The following is a 25,383-nucleotide window of genomic DNA, read 5'->3' on the forward strand; positions in this document are numbered from 1 at the left end:
CATAGTAAAACTTTTATTAAAAGTGAGGGGATTCCATGAAAAACAGGTTAATTGATAAAGCGGATATGTATCGTTTAGAAAAAGACAGCATTGGAGAACTGAAAGTCTCTAAGGATGCTTATTACGGTATTCAATCCTTAAGAGCAAAAGAAAATTTCAATATTACAGGGTTGAAGATGCATCCGGAGATCATTAAAAATCTGGCATATATTAAAAAAGCAGCTGCAATTACAAATTTTGAAGCTGGCTTACTGGATGAAACAATTGCTATGGCGATTGTCCAGGCATGCGATGAATTGCTGAAAGGAAAGCTTCTGGAATATTTTATTGTGGATCCCATACAGGGGGGAGCAGGGACTTCCCTGAATATGAATGCTAATGAGGTAATTGCAAACAGAGCCATAGAAATCCTTGGAGGAGAAAAAGGGGATTACAGCCTGGTTAATCCTAATGACCATGTGAACTGCGGTCAATCAACCAATGATGTGATTCCCACAGCAGGCAAAATGACCAGTTATATTCTTTTAAAGAATGCATTAGAGCAGTTAGACCGTCTTTATCAGGCATTTCATAAAAAATCAGAGGAATTTGACCATGTGATTAAGATGGGAAGAACCCAGCTGCAGGATGCGGTACCCATTCGTCTGGGGCAGGAATTTCACGCGTATGCAACTGCTGTCAAAAGGGATATGATCCGTATAGAAAAGGTGATTGAAGAAATAAGATATGTAAATTTAGGAGGAACTGCCATAGGAACTGGAATAAATGCTGATGAACAGTATATGAAGCGAATTGTACCAAATCTGAAAGAATTATCCGGCATTGATGTAATACAGGCTTCCGATCTTTTTGATGCAACCCAGAGTCTGGATTCCTTTGTGGCTGTTTCCGGAGCGGTTAAGGCTTGTGCTGTTACATTGTCAAAGATAGCCAGTGACTTACGTCTGATGTCATCTGGACCAAGAACTGGATTTGGTGAAATCAATCTTCCGGCAAGGCAGAATGGATCGTCTATTATGCCGGGAAAAGTCAATCCGGTAATTCCTGAGGTGGTCAATCAGGTGGCTTTTCATATTATTGGGAACGACCTGACTATAACTTTGGCTGCTGAAGCAGGACAGTTAGAGCTAAACGCTTTTGAACCCATTATATTTTACTCTCTGTTTCAATCTATAGATACCTTAACCTATGCCGTGCAGACATTTGTAGATCACTGTATAACCGGTATTACTGCAAATGAGGAGAGATGCCGTCAATTAGTAGAAAACAGTGTGGGAGTCATTACCGCTTTATGCCCTCACATCGGTTACAGAGATTCGGCGGAGATTGCAAAAGAGGCCATTCGCACTGGCAGACCGGTAAGAGAGCTGATTATTAAAAAAGGAATTCTGTCTCCGGCTGACGTAAGTATAGTGCTGAATCCCATGAATATGACGAAACCAGGGATTGCGGATAAAAAGCTGTTAAGAAAATAGATTAAAGATTTAAAGCCATTGCAAAGAAAATCTCTGCAGTGGTTTTTTACATAATAGAGATTTGATCTTTGAAAGGTAAACAAATGTAAAAAAAGACTATAAATATATAGACATAAATAAATAATAATGTTATTATGTTGGTAATATAAAGTATAAAGGAGATGATACTATTTTTTGGGACGTGTCAAAGGATGAACTAAAGAACGGGTATATCAAAGAAGGAGAAACATATACCTGTGTTATCTGCAAAGAAAGCTTTCTGGAAGGCCGGATATATGAAAAGGCCGGATTACTCTATGACGCAGAAAGATCAATGAAGGAGCATATAAAAGAAAAGCATGAATCCATGCTTACCTATGTTCTGAATATGAGCTGCGCCAATACTGGAATTACCCAGGCACAGCAGAAGGTTCTTCAGCTTATTGCACAGGGGCTGTCGGATAAGGAGGTGGCTTCTTCATTAGGCGTTGCAGATTCAACCATTCGAAATCACAAGTACAAATTAAGGGAAAAAGAAAAGCAGGCCAGGGTTTTTCTGGTCATGATGGAACTGCTGTCTGAAAAGTCACAAAAGGAAATCAGCCGTCTGGAAGGAAGTGTGCTGCATGATGCGCACAGTTCCGCCACCATGGTGGATGACCGCTATAATATCACGGATAAAGAAATTGAGAGTATCAGAAAAAATTATTTTGATGACAAAGGCGGTTTAAAAAGCATACCGGCCAGAGAGAAGAAAAAGCTGGTTGTCTTAAGAGAAATCGTAAAGAATTTTACTCCGGATAAACAATATGAGGAGAAGGAGTTAAATCGTATTTTAAAAAGGATTTATGAGGATAATGCCGCCATTCGAAGAGCGCTTATTGAATACGGATTTATGGACCGTACAAACGATGGAACTCTTTATTGGGTCAAAGAATAAGATAGGCAATTCATAAATCCGCATAAGAGGAGGTAGTTTGATATTAAGGAAAAGATTCGTAACATGGTTCTTCAGTCAGGCGCGGATGTGTGCGGTTTTGCAGGCGCAGAAGAATTTCATCAGGCACCAGATGGCTTTCATCCATGCAGTATTTTTCCTGACTGTAAAAGCGTTGTGGTATTTGGTATCGCTTTACCTCGCGGGCTATATGAGGTTGATTCCCGTTTTGTATATTCTCATTACAATAGTCTGGCCTGTCCGCAGGCAGACCATATCGCGTTACAGACTGCAAAGCTGATTGAAGATACGTTTGAAGCCCGCGCAGTACCGCTGCCTTGTGATTCTCCCTATGAATACTGGGATGAAGAGAAGCTGGAAGGGCGCGGTCTCATATCCATGAAGCACGCCGCATATCTGGCAGGTCTTGGTACCTTGGGGAAAAATACGCTGCTTCTGAATAAAGACTATGGAAACCGCCTGGTGGTGGGGTGCGTTCTTACTGACCTGGTAATAGAACCAGATGAACCAGCTGTTTCCATCTGTCCGGACAGCTGCAGGCTGTGTATAGAGAACTGCCCTCAGGAAGCTATTAAGCCAGGTTTTGTGGAGCAGAGACCATGCAGACAGTATAGTTATGGAAAAACAAAGCGGGGCTTTGAAACAGTAGAATGCAACCGGTGCAGAACTGTCTGCCCCATGCGTTTTGGGGTAAAAAAAGGGAGGGGTAAAGGGAGTGAAAACAATTGACTGTCTGGGCGAGATCTGCCCGGTTCCTGTAATGAAACTGCAGGCAGTTATGGATTCCATACAAAAGGGAGAGGACTATCTGCTGGTTACGGATCATAGCTGCACCATTACCAATCTGGAGTCCTTTTGTAAAGCCAATAAGCTAAATTACCAATTGGATGAGGTGATGAACGGCGTATGGGAGATCACCATAACTGCTAGCAGATAGTATCCTCTAATATTTTTTCAATGTATTTTATGAGCTTTGCCGATTCGGGAGAAGCTGGAACATCATTGGGGCGTTTAATGGAGAAATAATCATTCTCAAACTCCAGCCCAGGGCAGTGAATGATGCGAAGCTGTTTATGGTAAAGCTCTTTTTTTATTGCCATATACGGAAGAAAAGCCAGCCCAAAGCCATTAATGGCCGACAGTTTGAGGGACTCAGTAGATTCCAGTGTATAAAGGATACGGAGTCTGGGGATCTGTATCCCGCTTTTTACTAAGGACTTATCCATCAGCTGTCTGGTTCTCTGGTTCTTCACAAGCATTAAGAGGGGGTAATTGTAAAGTTCCTCACAAGTCAGCTGTCCGGGAACCTCCATCTTTTCTCCTGCCACCAGACAGAGCCGGTCCGTGAATACCTTTTTGTGTGAGAGATTCTTATCCTTGGGTTTACCGATAATAATCCCCATATCCGCCTGACCCTTTGCTATTTTATCCTCAATTGCCTGACTGGACATGACCTCCATCTGAAGGGTATATTGGGGATAATTATTCTTTACATGGTAAAGCGTACAGGGCAGGGCGTAGGAGTAAACACAGGGATTGGCTATAATCTGTATGGTTTTATTCTGATTCTGAGAGTTAGAGATATCAAGAAACATTCGGTCATAAGAAGATGTAATTTCCATGGCGTGGTTGTATACGATTTTCCCTGTATCGGTGGGAATGACCCCATTATAATTGCGTTCAAAAAGCCGGGTGCCGATTTCTGTCTCCATAACACGGAGCTGCTGGCTTAAAGCGGACTGGCTGATATTCATCAGTTCCGCAGCTTTCGAAATACTGCCCGTTTCTATTATCTTTATGAACATCTTCAGATTTTGAACATTCATAATATCCCCCTTTCATCATACAGCCCTTCCCCGGCTCATTATAACAAATATAAATCATTATGACTAGTGGCAAGATTGCTTAGGGTATAAGGATATCTTATGCCCTATCAGAATGTTGATTAACTGCTTTCTTTTTATTATGCTATAATTTAAATGTAAAGATTGTTATATAATTATCAATGTGGAAGGGAGGATTCAAGTGTCAGAGACTAATTCAAGTACCGAAACAGGTACACAAAGAGTGCGTAAGGCAAGAAAGCCGAAAAAGAGCCAGATTCCATATGCATTATTTCTTACAGCACTTATTATTGCTTTTGGATTCTATTTGGGGCAGGGGAGCAATAAGCTTCCGGTTTACTGGATATTTGGAATCGCGTTTGGCTATATCCTGCAGAGATCCAGGTTCTGTTTTACGGCAGCGTTCCGTGATCCCTGTATAACGGGAAGCACCTCAGTGACAAGAGCGGTTCTGGTGGCATTTGCGGTATCAAGCGTAGGCTTTCTTGCGATTAAGTATACCAGTGCCATCGGAGGCGGAGAAACCAACTTAAACATGGCTGGGGTATCCCCTATCGGCCTGCCGTTAATCATCGGCGCCGTTTTATTTGGAATTGGTATGGTAATTGCAGGAGGCTGTGCATCCGGAACATTAATGCGTGTGGGTGAAGGCTTCCTCATGCAGATTCTGTCTTTAGTATTCTTTATTGTGGGTTCTGCTTGGGGCGCTCATGATATGGGATTCTGGGGAAAATTAAATGCCCATGCTCCAAAGATTTTTTTACCAGATGTGTTTGGCTGGTTTGGAGCAATTATCGTTCAGGGGCTGATCATCGTTCTGCTCTACATAGCTGCTGTTAAATGGCAGAAAAAGAAAATGGGAAGTATTGAATAAAATTATAAATTAAAGGAGATTAAAAAAATGGCTGAATTTACTTTGGATTGCTTAGGCGAGGCTTGTCCTGTACCGTTAATGAAAACAGAAAAAAAGATCAATGAGATGTCTGTAGGTGATGTTCTGGTGGTTTCCATAGACCACAGCTGTGCAATGAAGAATGTTCCTGAGTGGGCAAGAAAACAGGGACACAATGTAGAAATCGAAGAAGTAGATGATGGAGAATGGGAAATCGTTATTGAGAAAGCGAAGTAAATACCGCTGTGAAAGTAGGTGAATCAATTGAAAGAGTTTTTTATTAAACTGGGTGATCATCCGATTTACAAAAAACTGTTAAAGGAACCTTTGACCTATGTGGCGGGAGCTGTTTTACTTTCTGTATTTCAGATTGCGCACTTCACAGTATTTTCAAAAGGCTGGGGAGTAACAAGTACATTTGCTGTCTGGGGAACCTGGATTTATAACGCACTAGGCGGAGATGCAGGAAGCTGGGCATACTTTGCATCAGAAAAGATGCAAAAAGAGCTTCATACCAGTTTTCTGGCAGACGGCGGTTCCATCCGCAATCTGGGCATTATCATTGGGGCTTTGGCTGCGACCTTATTTGCATCACAGTTTAAAATTAAGAAGATTAAAACCCTGCGTCAGGTGGTTGCAGCAGTTCTGGGAGGTCTGTTTATGGGCTACGGAGCAAGGCTTGCAAACGGCTGTAATATCGGAGCTTTATTCACTGCAATTGCTTCCTTTTCCTTATCCGGCTGGATATTCGGAGCGTTCCTTCTGGTGGGAGCATTTATAGGAAGTAAATTACTGGCAAACTATTTTATGTAATGACTGGAGCATATTACCATGGAAAAGAAAACATTACAGTATGATGTAGTCATTATCGGCGGCGGCGCTGCCGGCTTAACTGCAGGAATCTATTGCGGGAGAGCAAAATTAAAGACGCTGATTATTGAAAAGACTTTGGTAGGAGGACTTGCGACCTATACCAATGAGATTGAAAACTATCCTGGTTTTCCGGAAGGAGCCACTGGCCTTGGACTGATGGATTTATTTCATAAACAGGCCAAAAAGTTTGGAGTTGAGTTTAAATTAACCGATGTAAGAAGCGTATCTCTTGAAGGTGATGTGAAAAAGGTTGAAACCTTCCGCAATATATTTGAAGCAAAGGCAGTTATTATCGGAAGCGGCGGAAAGCCTCGTCTGACTGGTGCAAAGAATGAGGAACGGTATCTTTATGATAAAGGAATCTCCTTCTGCGCTACCTGTGATGCAGCGGCCAACACCGGAAAAACCGTCATGGTAATCGGAAGCGGTGACGCAGCCATTGAAGAAGGAATGTTTTTAACAAAATTCGCTGACAAAGTTATTGTCTCCGTTATGCATGACACCGGAAAGATGGATTGTAATGAGATTGCAAAAGCACAGGCTCTTGCGAATCCTAAAATGGAGTTTATGTGGAATACGGTTGTGGACAGCTTCGAAGGAGAGGAACGGCTTCACTCGGTAGTTTTAAAAAATGTAAAATCGGAAGAATTGATTCCGGTTCCGGTTGACAGCTGCTTTTTGTTCATCGGCTATCTGCCAAATACCGAAATATTCCAGGGAGTTTTAGATATGAACCGGGGCGGGTATTTAATTACCAATGACCGGATGGAAACAAACATTCCTGGAGTTTATGCAGTTGGTGATGTCAGGGATAAGTTCCTAAAGCAGGTAGCAACAGCTGTGGGAGACGGAGCCGTGGCAGGATACGGTGCAGAAAAATATCTTTCCGAAAGTGAGATATTTGAGCAGCAGATCATGAACGAAGGAAAGCCTTCTCTGGTCTATATCTATAATGCGGTTGATGCACATTCCAGGGAGCTTTTAACTGTATTTAAGGACTTTGAGCAGTGCAACCAGAGCATTCGGGTATCCTGCATCGATACTTATAAATCAGACGGTCTTGCAAAACGTCTTGGAGTTCAAAGCGGACCCTGTACAGTCTGGATTAAGGACTGTAAGATACAGGAGAAGATTGACGGCGGTATTACAAAGGAACAGATCGAACGTATGTGTAAATAAGTAAATAGATAAATAAGAGCCCGGGCAGGTGATGTCCGGGTATTTTATTGCTGTTTTGAGGCGTATATGTGAGTAAGTCACGGATAATAATAAAACAAGATCTATAATAATTATATTGTTAAATATGAAGAACAACATAAGAGGAGATAACTATGTTTGAATTTTTAAAAAGAAATACAGGAAAAGTGATTCATGTCAATGATTTAGATCCGCTCATTGGAAACATTGAATTAATTGATATCCGGGAGCCTTATGAATACAAAAGCGGAACCATAAGAACGGCAAAAAATATCCCCATGGGAAATTTGCTAAACAACCCGGAAAAATATTTAATGAAGGACAAAACCTATTATATTATGTGCCAGTCCGGTGCAAGAAGCAAAAGAAGCTGCGGCGTTCTTCAGAAAAAAGGCTTTGATATTGTAAATGTGGCTGGCGGAATGGGTTCCTACGTCGGTACAAAAAGAAAATAAACACCGAAAGCTCCCGGTTCCATTGATTGGGTTATCCCAGACGGAACCGGGATTTTTTTGCCTGTCCTTAGAAAATTTCTTTCTGGTAATCCCCGTGAAACCATCATATAATGAAAATAAGTTTCATAGTTTTTGCTGCATATTGAAACTACAATACAAACCCGCTAGAATGATTTCAACACAACTGTGAAGTTCGGTGAATTCATTCCGGCTCTTATAGAGAGGAAGGCACAATGAAAGGTCTGCTTGTTAGAATTGATGATTATGTTAAAAATGCAGGAGATGCTGAAAAACAGCTGATAAAAAGGCTTCAGAGAAATCCGGAATCAGTGTTAAGAAAAACCATTAAGGAGATTGCAAAGGAAACGTATACCTCTCCTGCCACGATTGTCAGACTGTGCAAAAAGCTGGGGTGCAGCGGCTATAAAGATTTCCAGAGCACGCTTGCCTATGAAGTGGCTTTGTTTCGGGAGAGCCGCGATATTGCATTTCAAAAGATTACCCAGAAAGACACTGTGGAGGATATTATCTATAAGGTGACGAAGAAAAATATTGAATCACTGGAGACCACCAGAAAACTTCTGGAACCAAAGACGATTTCAGAGTGTGTAAAGCTTTTGGAAACCAGCAGAACGGTTTCCTTATATGGCCTTGGAACCTCCCTTCTTGTGGCAAGGGATCTGTATCTGAAACTTCTTCGGGCAGATGTAATCTGTAGCTTATGTGATGACTGGCATGCCCAGTTCCTGACTGCAAGGAACCTGCGGGCCGGTGATTTGGCGATCGTTATCAGCTATTCCGGTCTGACAGAAGAGATGCTTCAGTGTGCCAGAGAAGCCAGGGCAAACGGTGCAAAGGTGATTGCAATCACAAGAGCAGTTGAGTCAAAGCTTGCTGCGGAGGCGGACTTTGTCCTGCCTGTGGCTGCAACGGAGCTTATTCACCGAAGCGGCGCCATGTCTTCCAGGATCTCACAGTTAAATGTGGTAGATGTGCTGTTTACCGCTTATGTAAATCGGAATTACGAGTTCTGCATGAATCAGTTTGGCAGAACCCACATACAAAAGTACGGAGGAACGTAACAATGATTGATTTATCAAAGCTGACAACGGAGTCCAGGAATCCCCTTACCATGAATCTGGATGAGATGACTCCAATTGAAATAGCCCGTATTATGAACCGGGAGGATGAAACGGTGATTCAGGCAATTGAGGAGGTTCTTCCCCAGATCGCCCAGGCAATCGAGTGGGCAGGTGAAAGCCTGAAAACAGGCGGCAGAATTATCTACGTGGGAGCAGGAACTTCGGGGCGGCTTGGAGTCCTTGATGCGGTAGAATGTCCGCCCACCTTCGGCGTACCGGCCCAGATGGTTGTGGGGCTGATAGCAGGAGGGGAAAATGCATTTGTGCAGGCTGTGGAAGGGGCGGAAGACAGCGAGACTCTCTGCGGGGAGGAATTAAAGTCCATAGGTCTGACAAAAGAGGATATTGTGATCGGTCTGGCTGCCTCCGGCAGAACCCCTTACGTGATTTATGGACTCCGGTATGCACGCTTGGCCGGCTGCAAAACCGTTGCCATTTCCTGCAACAGGGATTCCGCCATTGGAAAGGAAGCAGATCTTGCCATTGAACCAGTCACAGGACCGGAGGTTCTTACCGGATCTACCAGACTGAAAGCAGGGACTGCACAGAAAATGATCTTAAATATGATATCTACCGGCAGCATGATCAGAATTGGAAAGGTTTATCAGAATTTAATGGTGGATGTCAGACAGAGCAATGAAAAGCTTGTGGTAAGGTCACAAAATATTTTAATGACTGCCACGGGCTGTGACAGGAAGGAAGCAAGGACGGTACTGGAACAGGCAGATGGTCATGTAAAAACCGCTGTAATCATGATTTTGTCCGATTGTGATGCGCAGGAGGCAAGAGAAAAGTTATTAATAGCAGGCGGGAATGTCCGTCAGGCTTTGAAATAGAGAACAATTATAAAAGGAGGAGAACTATGGATTACAAACAAGTCAGTGAAGAACTGTTATTGTTGTTGGGGGGAAAAGACAACATCACATCCAATGCTGCCTGTATGACCAGGCTTCGGATTGGAGTGAAGGATTTATCAAAAGTGGACTTAGAGCAGTTAAAGAAGGTTGAGGGAGTCCTGGGGGTGGTGGAAAGCAATACCCTTCAGATCGTATTTGGACCGGGGAAGGTGAATAAGGTACTGGAAGAATTTTATAAGCTTACGGGGCTGCCAAAAGGTCAGGCAGATGACGGTGGTTCCGGAGAGGATATTCAGACCGTTACAAGAGAAAACAAGGAGTTACAGAAGGCGAAATATGATAAGCCTGTCCAGAGATTCTTAAAGAAAATCGCCAATATTTTCGTGGCGCTTCTGCCGGGAATTATAGCGGCTGGTTTAATTAATGGTATCTGCAACGTCATCAATGTTTCCACTCACGGAGCACTGGCAGGAGTGTGGTGGTTTGCCTGCATAAGGACCATGGGCTGGGCACTGTTTGCATACCTCCCTATTCTGGTAGGCTACAATGCGGCAAGGGAATTCGGCGGCTCCGGAGCACTGGGAGCCATTGCAGGAGCTATGTCCATATCCAATGCGGGAATGCCGCTTCTTGCAGTGATTCAGGAGAAGCAGATCCTGCTTCCAATTACCAATGCACCATTTAACCCTGCTTCCGGCGGTCTTTTAGCAGCTTTAATTGCAGGTATGTTTTTTGCAGTGCTGGAGAAACGGATCAGAAAGCACATGCCGGATCTGATCGATACCTTTATCAGCCCGCTTCTGGTGCTGATCATTGGCGGAATTGTTGCGCTGTTAGTGATACAGCCTCTGGGAGCTGGTCTTACTAAGGTGATTTTTGCAGTATTAAGCTTTGCATATGAAAAAATGGGAGTAGTGGGCGGCTATATCCTGTCTGCAGGTTTCCTTCCGCTGGTAGCAGTGGGACTTCACCAGGCTCTTACGCCTATCCATGCCATGTTAAATGACCCGGCAGGTGCCACAGGCGGCATCAATTACCTGCTTCCCATCTTAATGATGGCAGGCGGAGGCCAGGTAGGAGCTGGAATTGCTCTTTATGTAAAAACAAAGAACAAAAAATTAAAAAGATACATAAGAGATTCCATTCCAGTAGGAATTCTGGGAATCGGAGAACCAATGATGTACGCAGTTACCCTGCCTCTTGGCAGATCCTTCCTGACTGCCTGCATCGGCAGTGGATTTGGAGGAGCGCTGGCAGCACTTCTTCATCTGGGAACTGTTTCCCAGGGAGTATCCGGCCTGTTTGGTCTTCTGATTGTAAAGCCGGGGCAGCAGCTGGCCTTTATCATCGCTATGCTTGCTGCCTATGCAGGGGGCTTCCTGGTTACTTACTTTTTTGGAGTAGATGAAAACAGAATTAATGAAATTTACGGAGAAGAGGAATGAAAACTGGAATTTCCATCTATTTCTCCAATGAGATGGAGAAAAATGAGAAACTGATTAAAAAAGCGGTAAAAAACGGGGCCGCCTATGCATTTACTTCCCTCCACATTCCAGAAGAGACAGGAGTGGACTACAGGCAGGGAATCAGGCAGCTTTTAAACTGCTGCAGGGAAGCAAAACTGAACCTGATTGCGGATGTGGGACCTGAAACATATGAAAAGCTTGGTGTTGCAAATATGGAGGAGTTAAAATCTCTGGGGATTACCCATGTCAGACTGGATTATGGTTTTTCCCCCAGGGAAGTGGTGGAAATCTCCAAAAGTTTTCATGTGGTATTTAATGCCTCCACCATTATGGAAGAGGAGCTTTTAGAATGGAAACGGTATGGAGCAGATTTTACCAGATTTGCAGCATGTCATAACTTTTATCCCAAGCAGTTTACCGCATTGTCCTTAAATCAGGTGAAAGAGATCAACAGCAGATTAAAGTATCTGGGATTTACAACCATGGCATTTGTGCCTGGTAACTTAATACTCAGGGGGCCGCTCTTCGAAGGGCTGCCTACCATAGAGGCGCACAGGAACAGCCGGGATGAGGTGGCTTACAACATGCTGGAGCTTTTCATGGGCGGTGACTGTGATGTGGTTCTGATCGGCGATGTGGACATTAAAGAACAGGACTGGGAAGCGGTAAATTGCATCAGCCGGGGATATGTGGAACTGGAAGCTGACTTACTCCCGGAGTATGAATTTGTCAGAGACCAGATCCATCATGACAGGCCGGATTCCAGTGAATTTATATTCCGCTCCCAGGAATCCAGATTATATCAGATGGATATTGAACCTGTGGAAAATGAGATGCGTTTCAGAAAGGCAGGAAGTATTTGTATTTCAAATAGGAAATATGCACGGTATATGGGTGAGCTTGAAATTGCCCGTGTGGATTTACCTATGGATGAGCGGCTTAATGTGATTGGGCAGATTAAAGAAAAGGATCTAAAATTTCTAACTTACATCCAGAAAGGTTTTGGAGTGAAACTGATATTGGATTGAGAAAGCTCAACAAAATTAGACCGGAGAAAAAGACAGTGGTTGTCTTTTCTCCAGTCTAATTTTGTTAAATTCAATTGATCTGAGTCTGGTTAACTATATTTTTCAATTTAAATACTTTTAACAGCTACTCTTCAGCGCTCTATTTGTACTTACTTTTCAGCAGCCACATCTTGAGAAAAAAATATAAAATGTATACAAAAGAGCCTATAGTAAGACACTGACAGAATTATGATTAATGTTAAAAATGATTATTTTCTTAACTGAGCAATACTACATACCAAACTTATAGGTATGCTTATTCGGAGATCATTTATGAAATCATAATTAGTAATAAATGTATGATGTATTATCGCATCATATATGATTAATGTAATGGTGCATATAAAAAAATAAAGTAAAAATAATTTTATGAACGTAATAATTTTATTCTTCATAGCCGTTTGCATAAACAATATCAGTTACGCTTCTGATAAATTGGGAATGCGACTTATCACTATAAAAATAAGTGAGCCATTTTGATCCGACGACAAAGTTTCTTAACGCTAACGGAGGATTAATCAATTTTTTTTCAGAGTAGATTTGCCTGTAATATACAATTGGAATTGCCTCATCTATTATTTTTCCAGCTACTGCACTAATTGCAGCAACAACCGCACCTGAAAGACCTTCTGTTGCACCATCAGCTGCTATATATGCAATTATTGCAAAGACAGCAGTGGCTGAATAATTGGTTATTCTAGTTGAGGAATTTGTCGTACTTATTTGTTTCCAGTTTGAAACTTTATAACCTTGATATGAACCGGATGCAAGGGCTGATGATATAAAATTGTTATTTAGTAACTCTGATTTTTTTACTGATGATAAATCCTGTTTTTCTGTTGTAACATATCCATTCTCATTTGTACTAAGCGTAGATGTAAAATTATTAATTGTGAGAGTTTGAGTCGCATATTTGACAAATACTCCTTCAGTATTTTCAACATAGATCGTAGTATTTACTTTTTCAAAATTATCACTTGCATTTTCAATAACTTTGTATTTATCATTATTACTCTCATACGTATAAACTAAATGTGTATCCCCAGGTTTACCTTCAAGATAATTAAAGTTACTTTTCTTTAAGGATAGAAGACTTTGGTTCATCTCTTGATTTGTTTCATTAGTTGCTGCAAAAGCTATTGTTGAGTTAAAAGATGTAAGACAAATTGCAATAGTTAGAATTGAAGCTATCAATTTTCTCATAGATGTTATTTGCATGGTTTCTATATAACCATACTTTTCCTTTCTTTTTATTTTGAAATTGTTAGTTATAGCAAAGATTCTTCTCCCTAAAGAAGATATCTTTTAGTAATTATTATAGGGATTTAATTACTATATATATATTCTCACTTCTTATGTGAGTAGTCAATTGCAATTCTGGCTATTTAATCGCATAATAAGGCTATAAACCTTTTTTAATAGTATTTTTTATCAAATATTGTCTGTACGCTTATAGATTAAAAAATGTAATATAAAGAAAGCTATTCTCTTTTTACGCATTACCGACCATGGAAGCCTACAGAAAATCTCGGTATGAGGTGGCTTCCAACATGCTGGAGCTTTCAAAGGTAACAAATATAAAGTTAAAACCAGCCAGGAGTAAGATGTGTTTCATTTCTTAACTCCTGGCTGGTTTTTATGTTTTTATGTTCAATAATGATTTCAACGCTGCGATACCCTCATGAATCTCTTTTTCGTTCAGATGTCCGTAGCCCAATAAAAGTTTATCTGCATGGCTGTTTTCATCGCTGCAGTACTGGGACACAGTCTGTATTTGAATCCCATTACTTCTGCAGTCAGATACGAATTCATTTCCAAATTTCATTTCTGGAAATTCAAGAGCCACATGAAGTCCGGATTCGTCGCCCCAGGCACGAATCTGACTTCCAAATGTCTCCTTCGCGGATTGCAGAAGGGTTTCGCGCTTCTTTGCATATACTCTTCGCATATGTCTGATATGGTTATCCATTTTCCTGCTTCTTAAAAATTCAGCCAGAGCAGCCTGCTCCAAAATGGGATTTTGTACATCAAGGTAGTTACGGTAATGCCTCCATTTTTTCTGAAGCTCTTTCGGAAGCACGGCAAATCCGATTCTCAGAGCTGGAAACAAAGTTTTGCTAAAGGTTCCCACATAAATTACTCTGGAAGGGTCCATAGAATAAAGAGGGGTTACCGGTGAGCCGCAATAGCGGTATTCGCTGTCATAATCATCCTCAATAATATAATAATCTTTTTCTGCTGCCAGACGAATAAAAGATGCACGGCGCACAGCAGGCAGAATACCCCCTAAGGGAAACTGGTGAGACGGAGTGAGATATACGGCAGATAACCAGAGTAATTTCCAGTATTCTGAAAGGGCCGGACTATGATACCAGGATAACACCAGATACAAGGAATGTCCTGTTTACAATCTATGCACCGCCCGGAATCGGCACTCATGAAGTCAGGAAAGCTCTGATGAAGCTGGAAGAGCGAATTCGGGCATTTGCACCAGATTCTAAAACGGAGATGCTTGAGGTTTTATAATTGTTAAAAAGTGGTAAATTTTTTTTGCAGCGGTTGACAAATGATTTTATATGGGTGATACTATTAGTAATCTTCAAGTATTGATTAAAAAATTTCAATTAGTAGGAGGTATAGGATATGAAATTATTTAAATGTACTGTATGCGGATATGTATATGAAGGGGAGACACCCCCGGAAGTTTGCCCGAAATGTAGAGTAGGAGCAGAGAAGTTTGAAGAACTCAGCGAAGAAGATGCTGAAAAGATATATCGTTCTGACCGTACCAATGCCATTCACATGGAAGTGATTACACTGGCAGAGAAGATGATCGAGTTATGCAAGGAAGGAATCGAGGATAATCTGGATCCTAAATGTGTATCTGCATTTACACAGGCAAAGGATGAAGCATGGACCATTAAGCAGAGATCCAAGACAGAGCTTGCCGGTCATATGAAGTTAGGAAAATATTAGAAATCAGATAATTTTTATTGACTATCTGTCATAATCCGGTATAATTTATTGTAAAGATACAAAGAAGTATTAGAATATGGACTGCTTCTTGTATAAGCTCATTAATATGGTTTGAGCGTCTCGACCAGGCGACCTTAAATTGCCCCAGGCTACATGAGCACAGACTGAACTGCCGCTTCAAAAGAAGTTGTTGTTCTGATGTGTTTCGTGTGCCTGGGGATTTTTTTATCCAAAAGCCCCAGGGGATGTATGCAGACCATCGGGAAAACAGGAATGAAAAGGAGTAAGGAAGGTATGAAGAAAACGATTCGCTTCTTTCTGAATGGACAATTGAAAGAGATTTCAGTCAATGGGGAAACAACAGTTCTGGAGCTTCTTCGCAGCCGCTTCCAGCTAAACGGAATCAAAGAGGGCTGCGGCGAAGGGGACTGCGGAGCATGTACGGTAGTGATTGGGGAGGTAAGAGAGGGAAAGGTACACTATAAGTCAGCGGCAGGATGTCTGTACCTGGCAGCTAAGCTGGAGGGAAAGCATCTCATTACCATAGAAGGACTTGCACAAAAGGAAACGCTTCACCCCATACAGGAAGCTGTTTTAAACGCACATGCGACTCAGTGCGGATTCTGCACACCGGGTGTAATTCTGTCCATACTGGCACTTTATCTGGAGAGACCGAACCCTGACAGAGAAGAATTCCGCAGATATTTAGAGGGGAATCTCTGCAGGTGTACAGGTTATGCAGCAATTCGGAAAGTACCGGAATACTTAAAAGATATCACCATTTCCAATGAAAATATCCGCCCTTATTATCTGGATCAGACAGAAGAAAAGCAGCTGGCGTTCGTCCATGAGGATATTTTTATTGATGATGGGAAAAACGCTTATTATTCCCCTGTTTCAGAGGAAAACTTAGAAGCCTTTTTGAGAGATCACAGGGAGCTTGTCTCCGGTCAGAATCTGCGCTTCTTAAATGGCGGAAGTGATGTAGTAGTGGGAATCAAAAAAAGAGACCAGCATTACAGGCTTCTTGTGGATATCAGCAGGATTTCATCATTACAGAAAATATCATACGAAGAAGGTCACCATCTGACGATTGGAGGAGGAGTTACTTTATCCGCCATTATAGATACCGTAAAACCATTATTTCCCCAGTTTTCCGATGCAGTTTTAAATATGTGTTCGGAGCAGATAAGATCCTCTGCTACGCTGGCAGGCAATCTTGTTAATGCATCTCCGGTAGCGGATACAGTACCTCTTTTAATGGCAGTAAATGCAGTTGTTACGTTAAGAGGCTGTGAAGGAACGAGAAGCGTACCTGTCAGGAAGTTTTATCATGGTTATAAACAGACGGAAAACAAATCCGGTGAGTGGGTTGCTTCTGTTACCATTCCTCTGGGAGAGTACGATTATATCCACTTTGAGAAAGTTAGCAAAAGAAAAGAAGTGGATATATCTGCAGTGAATTCTGCCATAGCCTTAAAGATTTCAGAAGGTATGATTGTAAAGGCATCCATTGCCTGCGGAGGTGTTGGCCCAACCACACTTTTCATGCCGGAAACCACACGTTATCTGGAGGGAAAGAGCATGACAGAAGAGACATTTATCAGTGCTTATGAAATCATTGGAGGGGAAGCCTCCCCCATTGGCGATGTGAGAGGCAGTGCAGACTATCGGAAAGCTGTAATGGAGAATCTTTTAATGAAACATTATCTGGCTTATGAAAGCAGTCAGGAGGCAGATGGCCATGAAAAGTGAACAGATAAAGAAAAGTATTCAGTGGGGGCAGGCAGGAACCTCTCCCCTGCATATAAACGGACGTGATCACGTGATGGGACGTTCCCAGTTTATTGATGATATACCAAAACCCGGAAACCTGTTATATGTAACAGTCATGGTCAGCCCTGTTGCCTGCGGGCGTATTAAAAAGCTGGATACACAAAAAGCTCTTGAGATGCCGGGGGTGGCTGCTGTTCTGACAGCAGAGGATATACCGGGAGAGAACCAGATCGGTGGTATTATTAAGGATGAGGTCTGTCTTGCCCATGGTCATGTGCAGTTTGTGGGAGAGCCTGTGGCTGTCATTGCTGCTGACAGCAGACAGGAAGCAGAGGCAGCAATGAAACAGATTCTTCTGGAGATAGAGGAAGAAACTCCTGTACTGACAGTAAGAGAAGCAATCCGAAAAGAACAGTATGTTGGTCCGGTGCGAAAAATTGAACGGGGAGACGTGGAAGTTGTTTTTTCCGACTGTCCCTGTTATCTGGAGGGTGTGATCAGAAATGAAGGACAGGAGCATTTTTATCTGGAAACCCAGAGTGCCCTGGCCGTACCGGAAGATAACGGCGGTATCACCCTGTATTCATCCTCTCAGAATCCAAACGAGATTCAGAAGATGGTCTCAGGTGTCCTTGGCATGCCTCAGAATATGGTTACGGTGGATATTAAAAGACTGGGTGGAGCATTTGGCGGGAAAGAATCTCAGGCCACTTCCTGGGCCTGCCTTGCCGCACTTGCCGCATATCAGACCGGCCGTCCTGCCCTGATCCGTCTGACCAGAGACGAAGATATGCTTTCCACCGGAAAGCGCCATGCATTTGAAAGCGATTACCGGGTGGGATTTGATAAAGAAGGAAAGATTCTTGCTTATTGTGTAGAGCTTAATTCCAACTGCGGGGCTGTTGCAGATGTGAGCACCTCTGTTTTAGAACGAGCGATGCTCCATGCGGAAAACAGCTATAACATTGAAAACATCAGAATCATTGGAAGACCCTGCAAAACAAATTTACACCCTGCTACTGCATTTCGTGGCTTTGGCGGTCCGCAGGGAATTTTCGCAATTGAAAGCGTGATTGAGAGAATCGCATATACTTTGGGACTGGATCCTTATGATGTCAGAATGAAGAACATGTACCGGAAAGGAGATATTGCTCCATACGGTCAGGAAATCCAACATGGGGAAGATATCGGAAGAATATTTAAGAAGTTAAGATCAGACAGCAGGTGGGATGAACGAAGAAAAGAAATTGCTGTGTTTAATCAAAACAACCGGTATAAGAAAAAGGGAATAGGAATCACTCCGGTAAAATTCGGCATTTCCTTTACCGCTGCTCATTTAAACCAGGGCAGTGCCCTGATTCACATATATACTGATGGATCCGTTTCCGTAACCCATGGAGCCATCGAGATGGGGCAGGAGGTAAATACGAAGATTGCTCAGATTGCGGCGACCACTCTGGGAGTTCCCATTTCTTCAATCAGAATAGAAAGCAATAATACCAAACGGGTTGCGAATACCTCTGCGACAGCGGCGTCTTCCGGATGCGATTTAAACGGTCATGCGGTGGAAAATGCTTCACTTAAGATACTGGGAAGGCTGAAGGAACTGGTGTTAAAACTTTATCCGGGAGATGATGCGGTATTTGAAAATGGATTTGTTTATCCGGTGCGTGAGGGAGAGACAGAATATGAGAATCCTCTGATTACTTTTAAAGAGCTGGTCCAAAAGGCGTATTTTGAAAGAATTGATTTATGCGATCATGGTTATTACGCAACTCCAGGCATCCATTTTGACAGAGATAAAGGGGAAGGGCATCCGTTTTTATATTATGTGTTCGGCGCTGCAGTTGCAGAGGTGACAGTAGATTTACTTACTGGCCGTACCACTCTTGACTCAGCCCATATCCTTCACGACTGCGCAAGCAGCATTAACCCCATGGTGGATATCGGGCAGATCCAGGGAGCGTTTATCCAGGGTGTGGGCTGGGTGACAACGGAAGAATTGGTGTATCAGGAGAAAGGAAGGCTGCTCAGTGGTTCACCGGCTACCTACAAGATACCCACGATTGGTGATATTCCCGAGGAATTTCATATTGAACTCATGGAAGGCTGTATGAATGAACTGGGGATCAAGCGTTCTAAGGCGATTGGAGAACCGCCCTTTATCTATGGTGAAGCCGTATTTTTTGCAATCACACATGCTCTTAGCTCGCTGGGAACCTATCCGGAAGAGTTAAGCATACCGGCAACTCCGGAGAAAATATGGAGGGTGATAAGACAAAACAAAGAGCATTGAATCAAGTAATGATATGGGGCAGGAGAAGAGCGATTTATGAGCTTTTCCCCTGCTCTTTTAAAATCCTTAAAAATATATGACAGAATGTAATCAGGGTATCTTCCGTAGTCGAAAGCGGAGCATAGATCCGTATGAGATTGTAATTTTCTGAAAATCCGGTAAAGAACCCTTCTTTCAGGAGTTCCTCATAGACATTTTCAGCATGGATGTTGGGCTGTAAAATAATTCCGTTCATCAGTCCCTTTCCCCGGAATTCCTTAATAAATGGTGAATCATTTAACTGCATTCGTAACAGTTCCCCTTTTCTTTCCGCTTGTGCGACTAAGTTCTGCTGGGCAATGGCAGTCAATGTCTTTAAAGCGACTATTGTGCCCAGGGGATCATCGCTGTGTGACTGTACATATCGGAAACCGGATTTTTCGAGTTGAGACTGATAGCGGGATGCCACGAGTACTCCGCTGATGGGATATCCATTTCCCAGATTTTTTCCCATAGCGATAAAATCCGGACAGAGATCCGGTTGACAAAATTCTTCATAATGCTGATAGCCAAAAAATTTTCCAGTTCTACCAATACCGGTAGTGACCTCATTCATAATAAGCATTCCCCCGGCTGCTTTTATACGGGTGGCAATAAACTTTATCAGTTTATTAGGAGGAAATAAAAGAAGTCCCCCAGAGTTTCCCGGTTCCAGCACGAATGAGGCATAAGAAGAGAAATCAATGGACTGAAACTTTGTACAGTGATCACAGTGTTTCTCCATAGGACAGTGAAAACAGTCAGCAGGATTAATATCCGTCCATTTCTCCGGGTCTCTGGGCATTCGTAGTCCGCATGCGGCACCAAGATAGGAAATGGTAAGGCTCAGGCACTTGTGCCTGCTGGTTAAGAGCTCAGTAAGCATGACACACAGTGATACGGCTTCCGTACCGGAAGACAAAAAGGCTGCACAGTAGGGAACTGGAAGTTTGGCAGAGTCTGTGAGGCGCTGGACCAGTTTGTCAAAGTGGGGGCAGTCAAAAAACTGATGGGTATGTACCGGATATTTTAAATCCCGGATGGCCTCTTGCAGGGTATATTTAGAGTGTCCCAAAACGGCTGACCAGCAGCCGGATTCCAGATCCACAAGGTCCCCATATTCTTCTGTAACCAGCATGTCATGTTCCGAAGGGGAAAGCGTCAGTGTTGTTTTGGGCCGTGCAAACAGGCGAAGCCTTTTATCACATTTGTTTTTCATTATGAAATCTCCTTTCAGGTGGATGTTTGATATGGAGATAGTATATAATAGAGACGAAAACAGTACAATGTCAGCAAAATATAACTGTACTATTACAGCGGAAGGTTGAGCAGATGAAGAAATCGGAAGAAGTAAAAAAATATATTTCACACCTGGTTGAAGAAGGAAAATTAAAAAATGGCAGCAGGCTTCCAAGCTGCAGAGAAACAGCAGCCAAGCTGGAAATGAATAAGATCACAGTAAACCGAGCTTACAGGGAGATTGAGGAGGAACATAAGGTTTATTCGATTCAAAGAGGAGGGTTTTATCTTGCAGACTTTGACCTGGAATCTGAACAGGAGAAAACAGTCGTGGACTTTACAGCAGTAAGACCGGATAAAAGGCTCTTGCCTTACCGGGAGTTTACTCATGTCATGAATAAATCCACGGAGCTGTATAAAACCAGTGCTTATGATTACGAAGAACCAAAGGGGCTTATGAGCTTAAGAAACGTTCTTAAAAGCTATCTGATGACTGGTGGAATTTATACCAGTCCGGACCAGATTCTGGTGACAAACGGAGCCCAACAGGCGATTGGCCTTGCCCTTCAGTGTATCTTTCAGGAGCGGAAAGGGAAACTTCTGGTAGAAATACCGACTTACAGCCTGGTAATAAAACAGGCACAGATGATGGGAATTCAGATGATTGGAATTGAACGTACCAGTACTGGATATGATTTTAAAAAGCTGGAAAAACTGCTGAAAGAGGAAGAGATCAGGGCTTTTTATCTGATTCCCAGACATCATAATCCGACTGGATACAGTTTAAGCGAAAAGGACAAGAGAAAGGTTGCAGATCTTTCCAATATTTATTCCATTCTATTGATTGAAGATGATTATCTGGCAGATTTAGGTTCCGGTAAGAATACTATGCCTGTTCATTACTACGGAGACAAGGAGAGCGTGATATATATCCGGAGCTTCTCAAAAACGTTTATGCCAGGTCTGCGCATTGGAGCAGGTGTATTTCCCAAATACATGGCTGATGAAGCAGCAGAACGAAAGCGGCTTGCAGATTTAAACACATCCAAACCATTCCAATATGCGCTGGAGCTTTTTATCGAAACCGGAATGTATGAAAAGCATATTCGCAAAGTCAGGAAGATTTATTCTGAGAAGTTGAAAAAAGCTTCGGCAATTTATCATTCTCTAAAATCTGAGGATATGAACTGGTACATTCCAGATAACGGAATCTTTATATGGGTAACAGATAAAAGGAAGATTAACGGTTCCTTACTGGAAAGAAACCTGAAAGAGCAGGGGATTATCGTAAAGAATGCGGAGGATTGTTTTCTTCCGGGGGTTTTAAGTGAGAACAGAAATCAGTGTTACCGGTTGTGCCTTTCAGGAGTTACAAGCCAGAGTCTGGAACGGCTTTCAGAGGTAATAACTGCGTTTCAGCAAGCAAAGCTGTTACATGGAAAAATCTGATGTATGGGAGAAGCATACATACAGCTTAATACCCTTTATCTGGTAGTCTATTGACCAATTCTTTGAAAAAGTCTTTTTATAACTTCAGCTTCCGTCTCACTTCTGCAGTATCCGTATACCGGTAGAGTGACTGGTGAAAGGAATGGCAGAGCTTTCAGTTGTTTTTCCCCTTTTATCAGTTCTTCCGGCAGTAGTGCAATAGTTCGTGTGGCTGACAGCAGCGAAATCATTAAGTCCAGTGTATCCACCTCAATCAGAGATTTCTCTTTTCTTTCCTGATTAAACAGCTGTAAGGTTAAATGACGCAGGGGGCATAACTTATCACGGCTGACAATGACAGGTAAAACTTCTTCAGGAATAGCATCCAGAGTGGAGGAAGCCGCCCATAAAAGGGACTCAGAGTTTTGAATCTGAAAAATGCCCTGTTCCGGAGTTTGTTCCATATGTGTAATGATTGCATCATAAATATGACTGCTAAAGTTCCGGCTCAATTTTTTTACAGAATCAGTATGCATGGTATATTGGCTGTTCTTTTCATACAGCCCGGGAAAATACAGCCGGGAAAGAAGCTGCGTGGAGCCAATATGGATTTCCGTATTTTTTACCTGAAATTCCTGGTACAGATTTTTCAGGGCCTGATCCGCCATGCTCACATATTGAAAGAAACGCTCCCCATCAGGAAGAAGTTCCAACCCCGATCTGGTGCGGAGAAAAAATGTGCCATGAAATTCCTTTTCCAGCCTCATAAGGCGGGTGGAAACATTGGACTGGGTGTAGTGAAGGAACTCCGCTGTTTTCGTTATGGATCTGTTTCTGTATAATTCCATAAAGATAGTTATATCATTTAATTCCATACTATTCCTCCTGCTATTCATCATTGAAAATGATGTTTAAATACATTATTAATTATTATACTATTACGAAATGATAATGTAAAATAAAACTATAAAATAGTTTGGAGGGATATACAGATGATAGGAATGCAGTATGAAGTTACACTTCCAGTTGATTACGATATGAATATAATCAGGAAGAGGGTTGCAGAAAATGGAAGTAAGACAGATGGATTTCCTGGTTTGAAATACAAATGCTATCTGATACGCGAAAAAGGAGTTGATGGGTTTGAACAGGTTTATGCACCTCTTTATTTATGGAATCAGGAAGAGGGTATGAATCACTTTCTGTTTGGCGGATATTACGATCAGATCATAAAATCCTTTGGCTGGCAGCATGTCAATATCGGCATTCCTTTATTCCATTATTTTAATGATCCGTTTTTAAGCTCACGCTATGTGACGGAAACAACAGGCAGCATTTCTCCAGAATTGTCTTTGAGTAATATTCCGGAGAAGATCAGACGGATGGCAGATGGGGAAATGGATATTACAGGGCAGGTATGCATATATAATCCTGATAAATGGAGATACAGCCTGTTTTCTTTTATGAAAGACCGCCCTCAAAATATAAAAGACCGTAAAATCTATCAGATTCTTCATATTTCAGAGGGTAAGGAAATTTAGATATTAAAGCGAAGTAAGCCGTTTTACCTGGGCTTCAAAATATCGGATTAATTCCTTTTTTAACCGTTCGGGCTTCAGGCTTATGATGCCCTCAGAATATCTGGATAAGTACCGGAGAATAAAGGGAAGCTCACCGTCATTATAGCTCCCTTTTAAATAAAGGGAATCATTTTCTTTCACCAGTTGAATCGTAGGATAATTTTCTTTATAGTACACATCGGCAAGGAAAGGATCGATCTGAGCACAAAAATGATTCTTGCGTTGGGAAAAATCGGGGATAAAGCTTTTTAACTGTTCTCTGTTAAGAGGCGGATAGCAGTCTGTTTGCTTAAAAGATGTAATTTTATCGCATCGGAAAACCTTATATGTTTCTGTGCTGCGGTCAATTCCGCAGCCATACCACTGATTGAAACTGGTGGATACCTGATAGAACTGAATATGGTAATCTTTGTCTTTATAGCGGATTAAAACCACATTATTTTCCAAGATACTGTAAATAATTTCCTTCAGAAATGCACTTTTATAAGGATGGTACGCATTTTCAAAAGTAATGATGTTTTCCAGCTTTTCAAATTCTTTTCTGGACCATGCAGATACAAAGTCCAGGAATTTCTGCCGAATATGGGAAAACTCTACGGAGAAGGGGAGCGTCTGGTATCCCTTCATGGTCATGAGGGACAGATAAAGCACGAACAATTCCTCCTGGGTAAAGCGGATGGCAGGCAAAACCTTATTATTTAGCAGAACATATCTTCCGTACCGCCCAGGCTCGCTGTATAAAGCCAGTCCCATCTCTTCCAGGGAGGCAATATCCCGGAGAGCAGTACTTTTTGAAATGCCATATTCGCTCATCAGGTCGGATATATGAAACTGTTGTTTATCTGATAAAAAACGCAGTATACAGTTAAGACGTTCACTTTTTTTCATTTTTCCTCCAATGGTATCAGAATATGACACCAATATATGAGATAATACTAACATAGATCTGTTAAACAGTACAGGAGGAAAAGGATGATTAGAAAATATTTTTTATGCGGGCAGTTAAGACTGTCTTATCTTGATAATGAACAGAATGGGAAACCGGTGATTATCTGCCTTCACGGACTTTTTGGAAACGCCAGATATTATGCAAATCTTCTGGAGCTGAAGGAGTATCATGTATATAGCCTGGATCAAAGGGGACATGGATTCAGCAGTCATGCGCGATCAGGAGAGTACACAATTCCGCATTTTTTAAATGACTTTTATTCTTTTATGGATGAAGTGGTGAAAAGCAGCAGTGTAATTGTGGTCGGCCATTCCCTGGGAGGAATCATAGCCTATTATGGAGCAGTCAGCCGTCCGGAAATTACGAAAGTGATTTTGGAAGATATAGGAGCAGTAGAACAGGATGATTGTTCCTTTGCAAGTAATATAGTCACCCGTGCGATGTCATTGAAAGCCTTAGGAAACAGCCTGAAGGCATTCCATATTAAGGATTCCTCTTATTTTGTGGAAAGCGCCTTTGAAGATGAGAATGGTTGGGGGTTCCGCTTCGATCGGGAACATATACCGGAAGCCCAGAGTAATCTAAATGGAAACCACTGGGAAGCTTTCCTGGCGAGCAGCTGTCCAATGTTACTTGTTCATGGAAGAAAGTCATGGGTGGTATCTGATGAGCATATTCTTGAAATGGAGCAGAAAAGACCAAATACCAGAGCAGTCTTTATCGAAAAAGCTTCACATGGGGTAAATCATGACAGGCCAAATGAATTTTTTCCTCATATTATGAGTTTTATAAAAGAGTAAATAAAAGAATATTAAAGCGCACCTTCTAACGTGGAGGGTGCGTTTTTGGTATTGATTTCTTCAATTCCTGCCGGGAGGACATTGACATTTGTCTGCGGATTCTCTAAAATAACAAG

General features: G+C 42.1%; 25 protein-coding genes and 1 riboswitch. Of the genes, 19 read left to right on the top strand and 6 right to left on the bottom strand.

What is annotated here, in order from left to right; genetic code table 11:
- Nucleotides 1–35: 35 nt before the first annotated feature.
- The 4 genes from RZO55_RS00605 (at nucleotide 36) to RZO55_RS00620 (ending at nucleotide 3,349) form a co-directional block, all read left to right on the top strand.
- Complete coding sequence (locus RZO55_RS00605; protein WP_318062363.1) at nucleotides 36–1,475, top strand: aspartate ammonia-lyase; 1,440 nt, start codon at nucleotides 36–38, stop codon at nucleotides 1,473–1,475.
- A gap of 181 nt (nucleotides 1,476–1,656) precedes the next feature.
- The gene (locus RZO55_RS00610; protein ID WP_439100007.1) at nucleotides 1,657–2,394 is read left to right on the top strand and encodes a DUF2087 domain-containing protein; all 738 of its coding nucleotides are present in this window, start codon (nucleotides 1,657–1,659) and stop codon (nucleotides 2,392–2,394) included.
- A 63-nt stretch (nucleotides 2,395–2,457) separates the two neighbouring features.
- A complete protein-coding gene (locus tag RZO55_RS00615) occupies nucleotides 2,458–3,141 on the top strand; it encodes an epoxyqueuosine reductase (protein WP_318062364.1) in 684 nt (227 codons plus the stop codon).
- Nucleotides 3,128–3,349, top strand: a complete 222-nt coding sequence (locus tag RZO55_RS00620; protein WP_318062365.1) for a sulfurtransferase TusA family protein — start codon at nucleotides 3,128–3,130, stop codon at nucleotides 3,347–3,349. The genes RZO55_RS00615 and RZO55_RS00620 overlap by 14 nt, the downstream gene beginning before the upstream one ends.
- Here the strand turns inward: RZO55_RS00620 and RZO55_RS00625 are convergent.
- Nucleotides 3,339–4,238: a LysR family transcriptional regulator gene (locus RZO55_RS00625; protein WP_318062366.1), complete on the bottom strand. Its 900-nt coding sequence runs from the start codon at nucleotides 4,236–4,238 to the stop codon at nucleotides 3,339–3,341. The two genes, RZO55_RS00620 and RZO55_RS00625, sit on opposite strands and share 11 nt — an antisense overlap.
- Before the next feature lie 199 nt (nucleotides 4,239–4,437).
- On the opposite strand from RZO55_RS00625, the gene RZO55_RS00630 reads away from it, so the two are divergent.
- From RZO55_RS00630 to RZO55_RS00670, 9 genes are all read left to right on the top strand, one after another.
- Nucleotides 4,438–5,130, top strand: coding sequence for a YeeE/YedE thiosulfate transporter family protein (locus tag RZO55_RS00630; protein ID WP_318062367.1), 693 nt, complete (start codon nucleotides 4,438–4,440; stop codon nucleotides 5,128–5,130).
- A gap of 27 nt (nucleotides 5,131–5,157) precedes the next feature.
- Complete coding sequence (locus RZO55_RS00635) at nucleotides 5,158–5,385, top strand: sulfurtransferase TusA family protein (protein WP_097003272.1); 228 nt, start codon at nucleotides 5,158–5,160, stop codon at nucleotides 5,383–5,385.
- 18 nt (nucleotides 5,386–5,403) lie between these two features.
- Nucleotides 5,404–5,961, top strand: a complete 558-nt coding sequence (locus RZO55_RS00640) for a YeeE/YedE thiosulfate transporter family protein (protein ID WP_318062368.1) — start codon at nucleotides 5,404–5,406, stop codon at nucleotides 5,959–5,961.
- An 18-nt stretch (nucleotides 5,962–5,979) separates the two neighbouring features.
- Nucleotides 5,980–7,200 (top strand): FAD-dependent oxidoreductase, encoded by a 1,221-nt coding sequence (locus RZO55_RS00645; protein WP_318062369.1) that lies wholly within the window; start codon nucleotides 5,980–5,982, stop codon nucleotides 7,198–7,200.
- Nucleotides 7,201–7,352: 152 nt separating this feature from the next.
- The gene (locus RZO55_RS00650) at nucleotides 7,353–7,673 is read left to right on the top strand and encodes a rhodanese-like domain-containing protein (RefSeq protein ID WP_318062370.1); all 321 of its coding nucleotides are present in this window, start codon (nucleotides 7,353–7,355) and stop codon (nucleotides 7,671–7,673) included.
- A gap of 233 nt (nucleotides 7,674–7,906) precedes the next feature.
- A complete protein-coding gene (locus RZO55_RS00655; RefSeq protein ID WP_318062371.1) occupies nucleotides 7,907–8,755 on the top strand; it encodes a MurR/RpiR family transcriptional regulator in 849 nt (282 codons plus the stop codon).
- A 2-nt stretch (nucleotides 8,756–8,757) separates the two neighbouring features.
- Nucleotides 8,758–9,651, top strand: coding sequence for an N-acetylmuramic acid 6-phosphate etherase (gene murQ / locus RZO55_RS00660; RefSeq protein ID WP_318062372.1), 894 nt, complete (start codon nucleotides 8,758–8,760; stop codon nucleotides 9,649–9,651).
- 26 nt (nucleotides 9,652–9,677) lie between these two features.
- The gene (locus RZO55_RS00665) at nucleotides 9,678–11,117 is read left to right on the top strand and encodes a PTS transporter subunit EIIC (RefSeq protein ID WP_318062373.1); all 1,440 of its coding nucleotides are present in this window, start codon (nucleotides 9,678–9,680) and stop codon (nucleotides 11,115–11,117) included.
- A complete protein-coding gene (locus tag RZO55_RS00670; RefSeq protein WP_318062374.1) occupies nucleotides 11,114–12,166 on the top strand; it encodes a MupG family TIM beta-alpha barrel fold protein in 1,053 nt (350 codons plus the stop codon). The genes RZO55_RS00665 and RZO55_RS00670 overlap by 4 nt, the downstream gene beginning before the upstream one ends.
- A 423-nt stretch (nucleotides 12,167–12,589) precedes the next feature.
- Here the strand turns inward: RZO55_RS00670 and RZO55_RS00675 are convergent, their stop codons facing one another.
- A complete protein-coding gene (locus RZO55_RS00675) occupies nucleotides 12,590–13,408 on the bottom strand; it encodes a hypothetical protein (RefSeq protein WP_318062375.1) in 819 nt (272 codons plus the stop codon).
- Between the two features lie 433 nt (nucleotides 13,409–13,841).
- Nucleotides 13,842–14,474, bottom strand: coding sequence for an aminotransferase-like domain-containing protein (locus RZO55_RS00680; RefSeq protein WP_318062376.1), 633 nt, complete (start codon nucleotides 14,472–14,474; stop codon nucleotides 13,842–13,844).
- 374 nt (nucleotides 14,475–14,848) lie between these two features.
- Here RZO55_RS00680 and RZO55_RS00685 point away from each other — a divergent pair, with 374 nt between their 5' ends.
- The 3 genes from RZO55_RS00685 (at nucleotide 14,849) to xdhB (ending at nucleotide 19,253) form a co-directional block, all read left to right on the top strand.
- The gene (locus tag RZO55_RS00685) at nucleotides 14,849–15,181 is read left to right on the top strand and encodes a rubredoxin-like domain-containing protein (protein WP_318062377.1); all 333 of its coding nucleotides are present in this window, start codon (nucleotides 14,849–14,851) and stop codon (nucleotides 15,179–15,181) included.
- 68 nt (nucleotides 15,182–15,249) lie between these two features.
- Nucleotides 15,250–15,353, top strand: a riboswitch (purine riboswitch).
- Nucleotides 15,354–15,475: 122 nt separating this feature from the next.
- A complete protein-coding gene (locus tag RZO55_RS00690; RefSeq protein ID WP_318062378.1) occupies nucleotides 15,476–16,936 on the top strand; it encodes a xanthine dehydrogenase small subunit in 1,461 nt (486 codons plus the stop codon).
- Nucleotides 16,926–19,253 (top strand): xanthine dehydrogenase molybdopterin binding subunit, encoded by a 2,328-nt coding sequence (gene xdhB, locus RZO55_RS00695; protein WP_318062379.1) that lies wholly within the window; start codon nucleotides 16,926–16,928, stop codon nucleotides 19,251–19,253. Before RZO55_RS00690 ends, xdhB begins: the two co-directional genes overlap by 11 nt.
- A gap of 34 nt (nucleotides 19,254–19,287) precedes the next feature.
- Here xdhB and RZO55_RS00700 read toward each other — a convergent pair whose 3' ends face one another.
- A complete protein-coding gene (locus tag RZO55_RS00700; RefSeq protein ID WP_318062380.1) occupies nucleotides 19,288–20,490 on the bottom strand; it encodes an aminotransferase class III-fold pyridoxal phosphate-dependent enzyme in 1,203 nt (400 codons plus the stop codon).
- Nucleotides 20,491–20,603: 113 nt separating this feature from the next.
- Between RZO55_RS00700 and RZO55_RS00705 the strand changes: the two genes are divergently transcribed.
- Entirely contained in the window at nucleotides 20,604–21,959 is a 1,356-nt protein-coding gene (locus tag RZO55_RS00705; RefSeq protein WP_318062381.1) for an aminotransferase-like domain-containing protein, read from the top strand.
- A 47-nt stretch (nucleotides 21,960–22,006) separates the two neighbouring features.
- Here the strand turns inward: RZO55_RS00705 and RZO55_RS00710 are convergent, their stop codons facing one another.
- Nucleotides 22,007–22,813 carry a LysR family transcriptional regulator gene (locus RZO55_RS00710; RefSeq protein WP_318062382.1) on the bottom strand — a complete coding sequence of 269 codons (807 nt, stop codon included), beginning with the start codon at nucleotides 22,811–22,813 and terminating at the stop codon, nucleotides 22,007–22,009.
- A 117-nt stretch (nucleotides 22,814–22,930) separates the two neighbouring features.
- Between RZO55_RS00710 and RZO55_RS00715 the strand changes: the two genes are divergently transcribed.
- Nucleotides 22,931–23,479 carry a DUF4865 family protein gene (locus RZO55_RS00715; RefSeq protein WP_318062383.1) on the top strand — a complete coding sequence of 183 codons (549 nt, stop codon included), beginning with the start codon at nucleotides 22,931–22,933 and terminating at the stop codon, nucleotides 23,477–23,479.
- 3 nt (nucleotides 23,480–23,482) lie between these two features.
- Here the strand turns inward: RZO55_RS00715 and RZO55_RS00720 are convergent, their stop codons facing one another.
- Complete coding sequence (locus RZO55_RS00720) at nucleotides 23,483–24,406, bottom strand: helix-turn-helix transcriptional regulator (protein WP_318062384.1); 924 nt, start codon at nucleotides 24,404–24,406, stop codon at nucleotides 23,483–23,485.
- A gap of 84 nt (nucleotides 24,407–24,490) precedes the next feature.
- On the opposite strand from RZO55_RS00720, the gene RZO55_RS00725 reads away from it, so the two are divergent.
- Nucleotides 24,491–25,267, top strand: a complete 777-nt coding sequence (locus RZO55_RS00725) for an alpha/beta fold hydrolase (RefSeq protein ID WP_318062385.1) — start codon at nucleotides 24,491–24,493, stop codon at nucleotides 25,265–25,267.
- Nucleotides 25,268–25,383 lie beyond the last annotated feature (116 nt).

Origin of the sequence: Clostridium boliviensis, assembly GCF_033342255.1 — a bacterium.
GTDB classification, from domain to species: Bacteria; Bacillota; Clostridia; order Lachnospirales; family Lachnospiraceae; genus Lacrimispora; species Lacrimispora boliviensis.

Coding starts and splice junctions, on each gene's coding strand:
- RZO55_RS00605 (WP_318062363.1), top strand. CDS start 36: ATGAAAAACAGGTTAATTGATAAAGCGGATATGTATCGTTTAGAAAAA.
- RZO55_RS00615 (WP_318062364.1), top strand. CDS start 2,458: ATGGTTCTTCAGTCAGGCGCGGATGTGTGCGGTTTTGCAGGCGCAGAA.
- RZO55_RS00625 (WP_318062366.1), bottom strand. CDS start 4,238: ATGAATGTTCAAAATCTGAAGATGTTCATAAAGATAATAGAAACGGGC.
- RZO55_RS00635 (WP_097003272.1), top strand. CDS start 5,158: ATGGCTGAATTTACTTTGGATTGCTTAGGCGAGGCTTGTCCTGTACCG.
- RZO55_RS00645 (WP_318062369.1), top strand. CDS start 5,980: ATGGAAAAGAAAACATTACAGTATGATGTAGTCATTATCGGCGGCGGC.
- RZO55_RS00650 (WP_318062370.1), top strand. CDS start 7,353: ATGTTTGAATTTTTAAAAAGAAATACAGGAAAAGTGATTCATGTCAAT.
- RZO55_RS00655 (WP_318062371.1), top strand. CDS start 7,907: ATGAAAGGTCTGCTTGTTAGAATTGATGATTATGTTAAAAATGCAGGA.
- murQ (WP_318062372.1), top strand. CDS start 8,758: ATGATTGATTTATCAAAGCTGACAACGGAGTCCAGGAATCCCCTTACC.
- RZO55_RS00665 (WP_318062373.1), top strand. CDS start 9,678: ATGGATTACAAACAAGTCAGTGAAGAACTGTTATTGTTGTTGGGGGGA.
- RZO55_RS00670 (WP_318062374.1), top strand. CDS start 11,114: ATGAAAACTGGAATTTCCATCTATTTCTCCAATGAGATGGAGAAAAAT.
- RZO55_RS00675 (WP_318062375.1), bottom strand. CDS start 13,408: ATGAGAAAATTGATAGCTTCAATTCTAACTATTGCAATTTGTCTTACA.
- RZO55_RS00685 (WP_318062377.1), top strand. CDS start 14,849: ATGAAATTATTTAAATGTACTGTATGCGGATATGTATATGAAGGGGAG.
- RZO55_RS00690 (WP_318062378.1), top strand. CDS start 15,476: ATGAAGAAAACGATTCGCTTCTTTCTGAATGGACAATTGAAAGAGATT.
- xdhB (WP_318062379.1), top strand. CDS start 16,926: ATGAAAAGTGAACAGATAAAGAAAAGTATTCAGTGGGGGCAGGCAGGA.
- RZO55_RS00700 (WP_318062380.1), bottom strand. CDS start 20,490: ATGAAAAACAAATGTGATAAAAGGCTTCGCCTGTTTGCACGGCCCAAA.
- RZO55_RS00705 (WP_318062381.1), top strand. CDS start 20,604: ATGAAGAAATCGGAAGAAGTAAAAAAATATATTTCACACCTGGTTGAA.
- RZO55_RS00710 (WP_318062382.1), bottom strand. CDS start 22,813: ATGGAATTAAATGATATAACTATCTTTATGGAATTATACAGAAACAGA.
- RZO55_RS00715 (WP_318062383.1), top strand. CDS start 22,931: ATGATAGGAATGCAGTATGAAGTTACACTTCCAGTTGATTACGATATG.
- RZO55_RS00720 (WP_318062384.1), bottom strand. CDS start 24,406: ATGAAAAAAAGTGAACGTCTTAACTGTATACTGCGTTTTTTATCAGAT.
- RZO55_RS00725 (WP_318062385.1), top strand. CDS start 24,491: ATGATTAGAAAATATTTTTTATGCGGGCAGTTAAGACTGTCTTATCTT.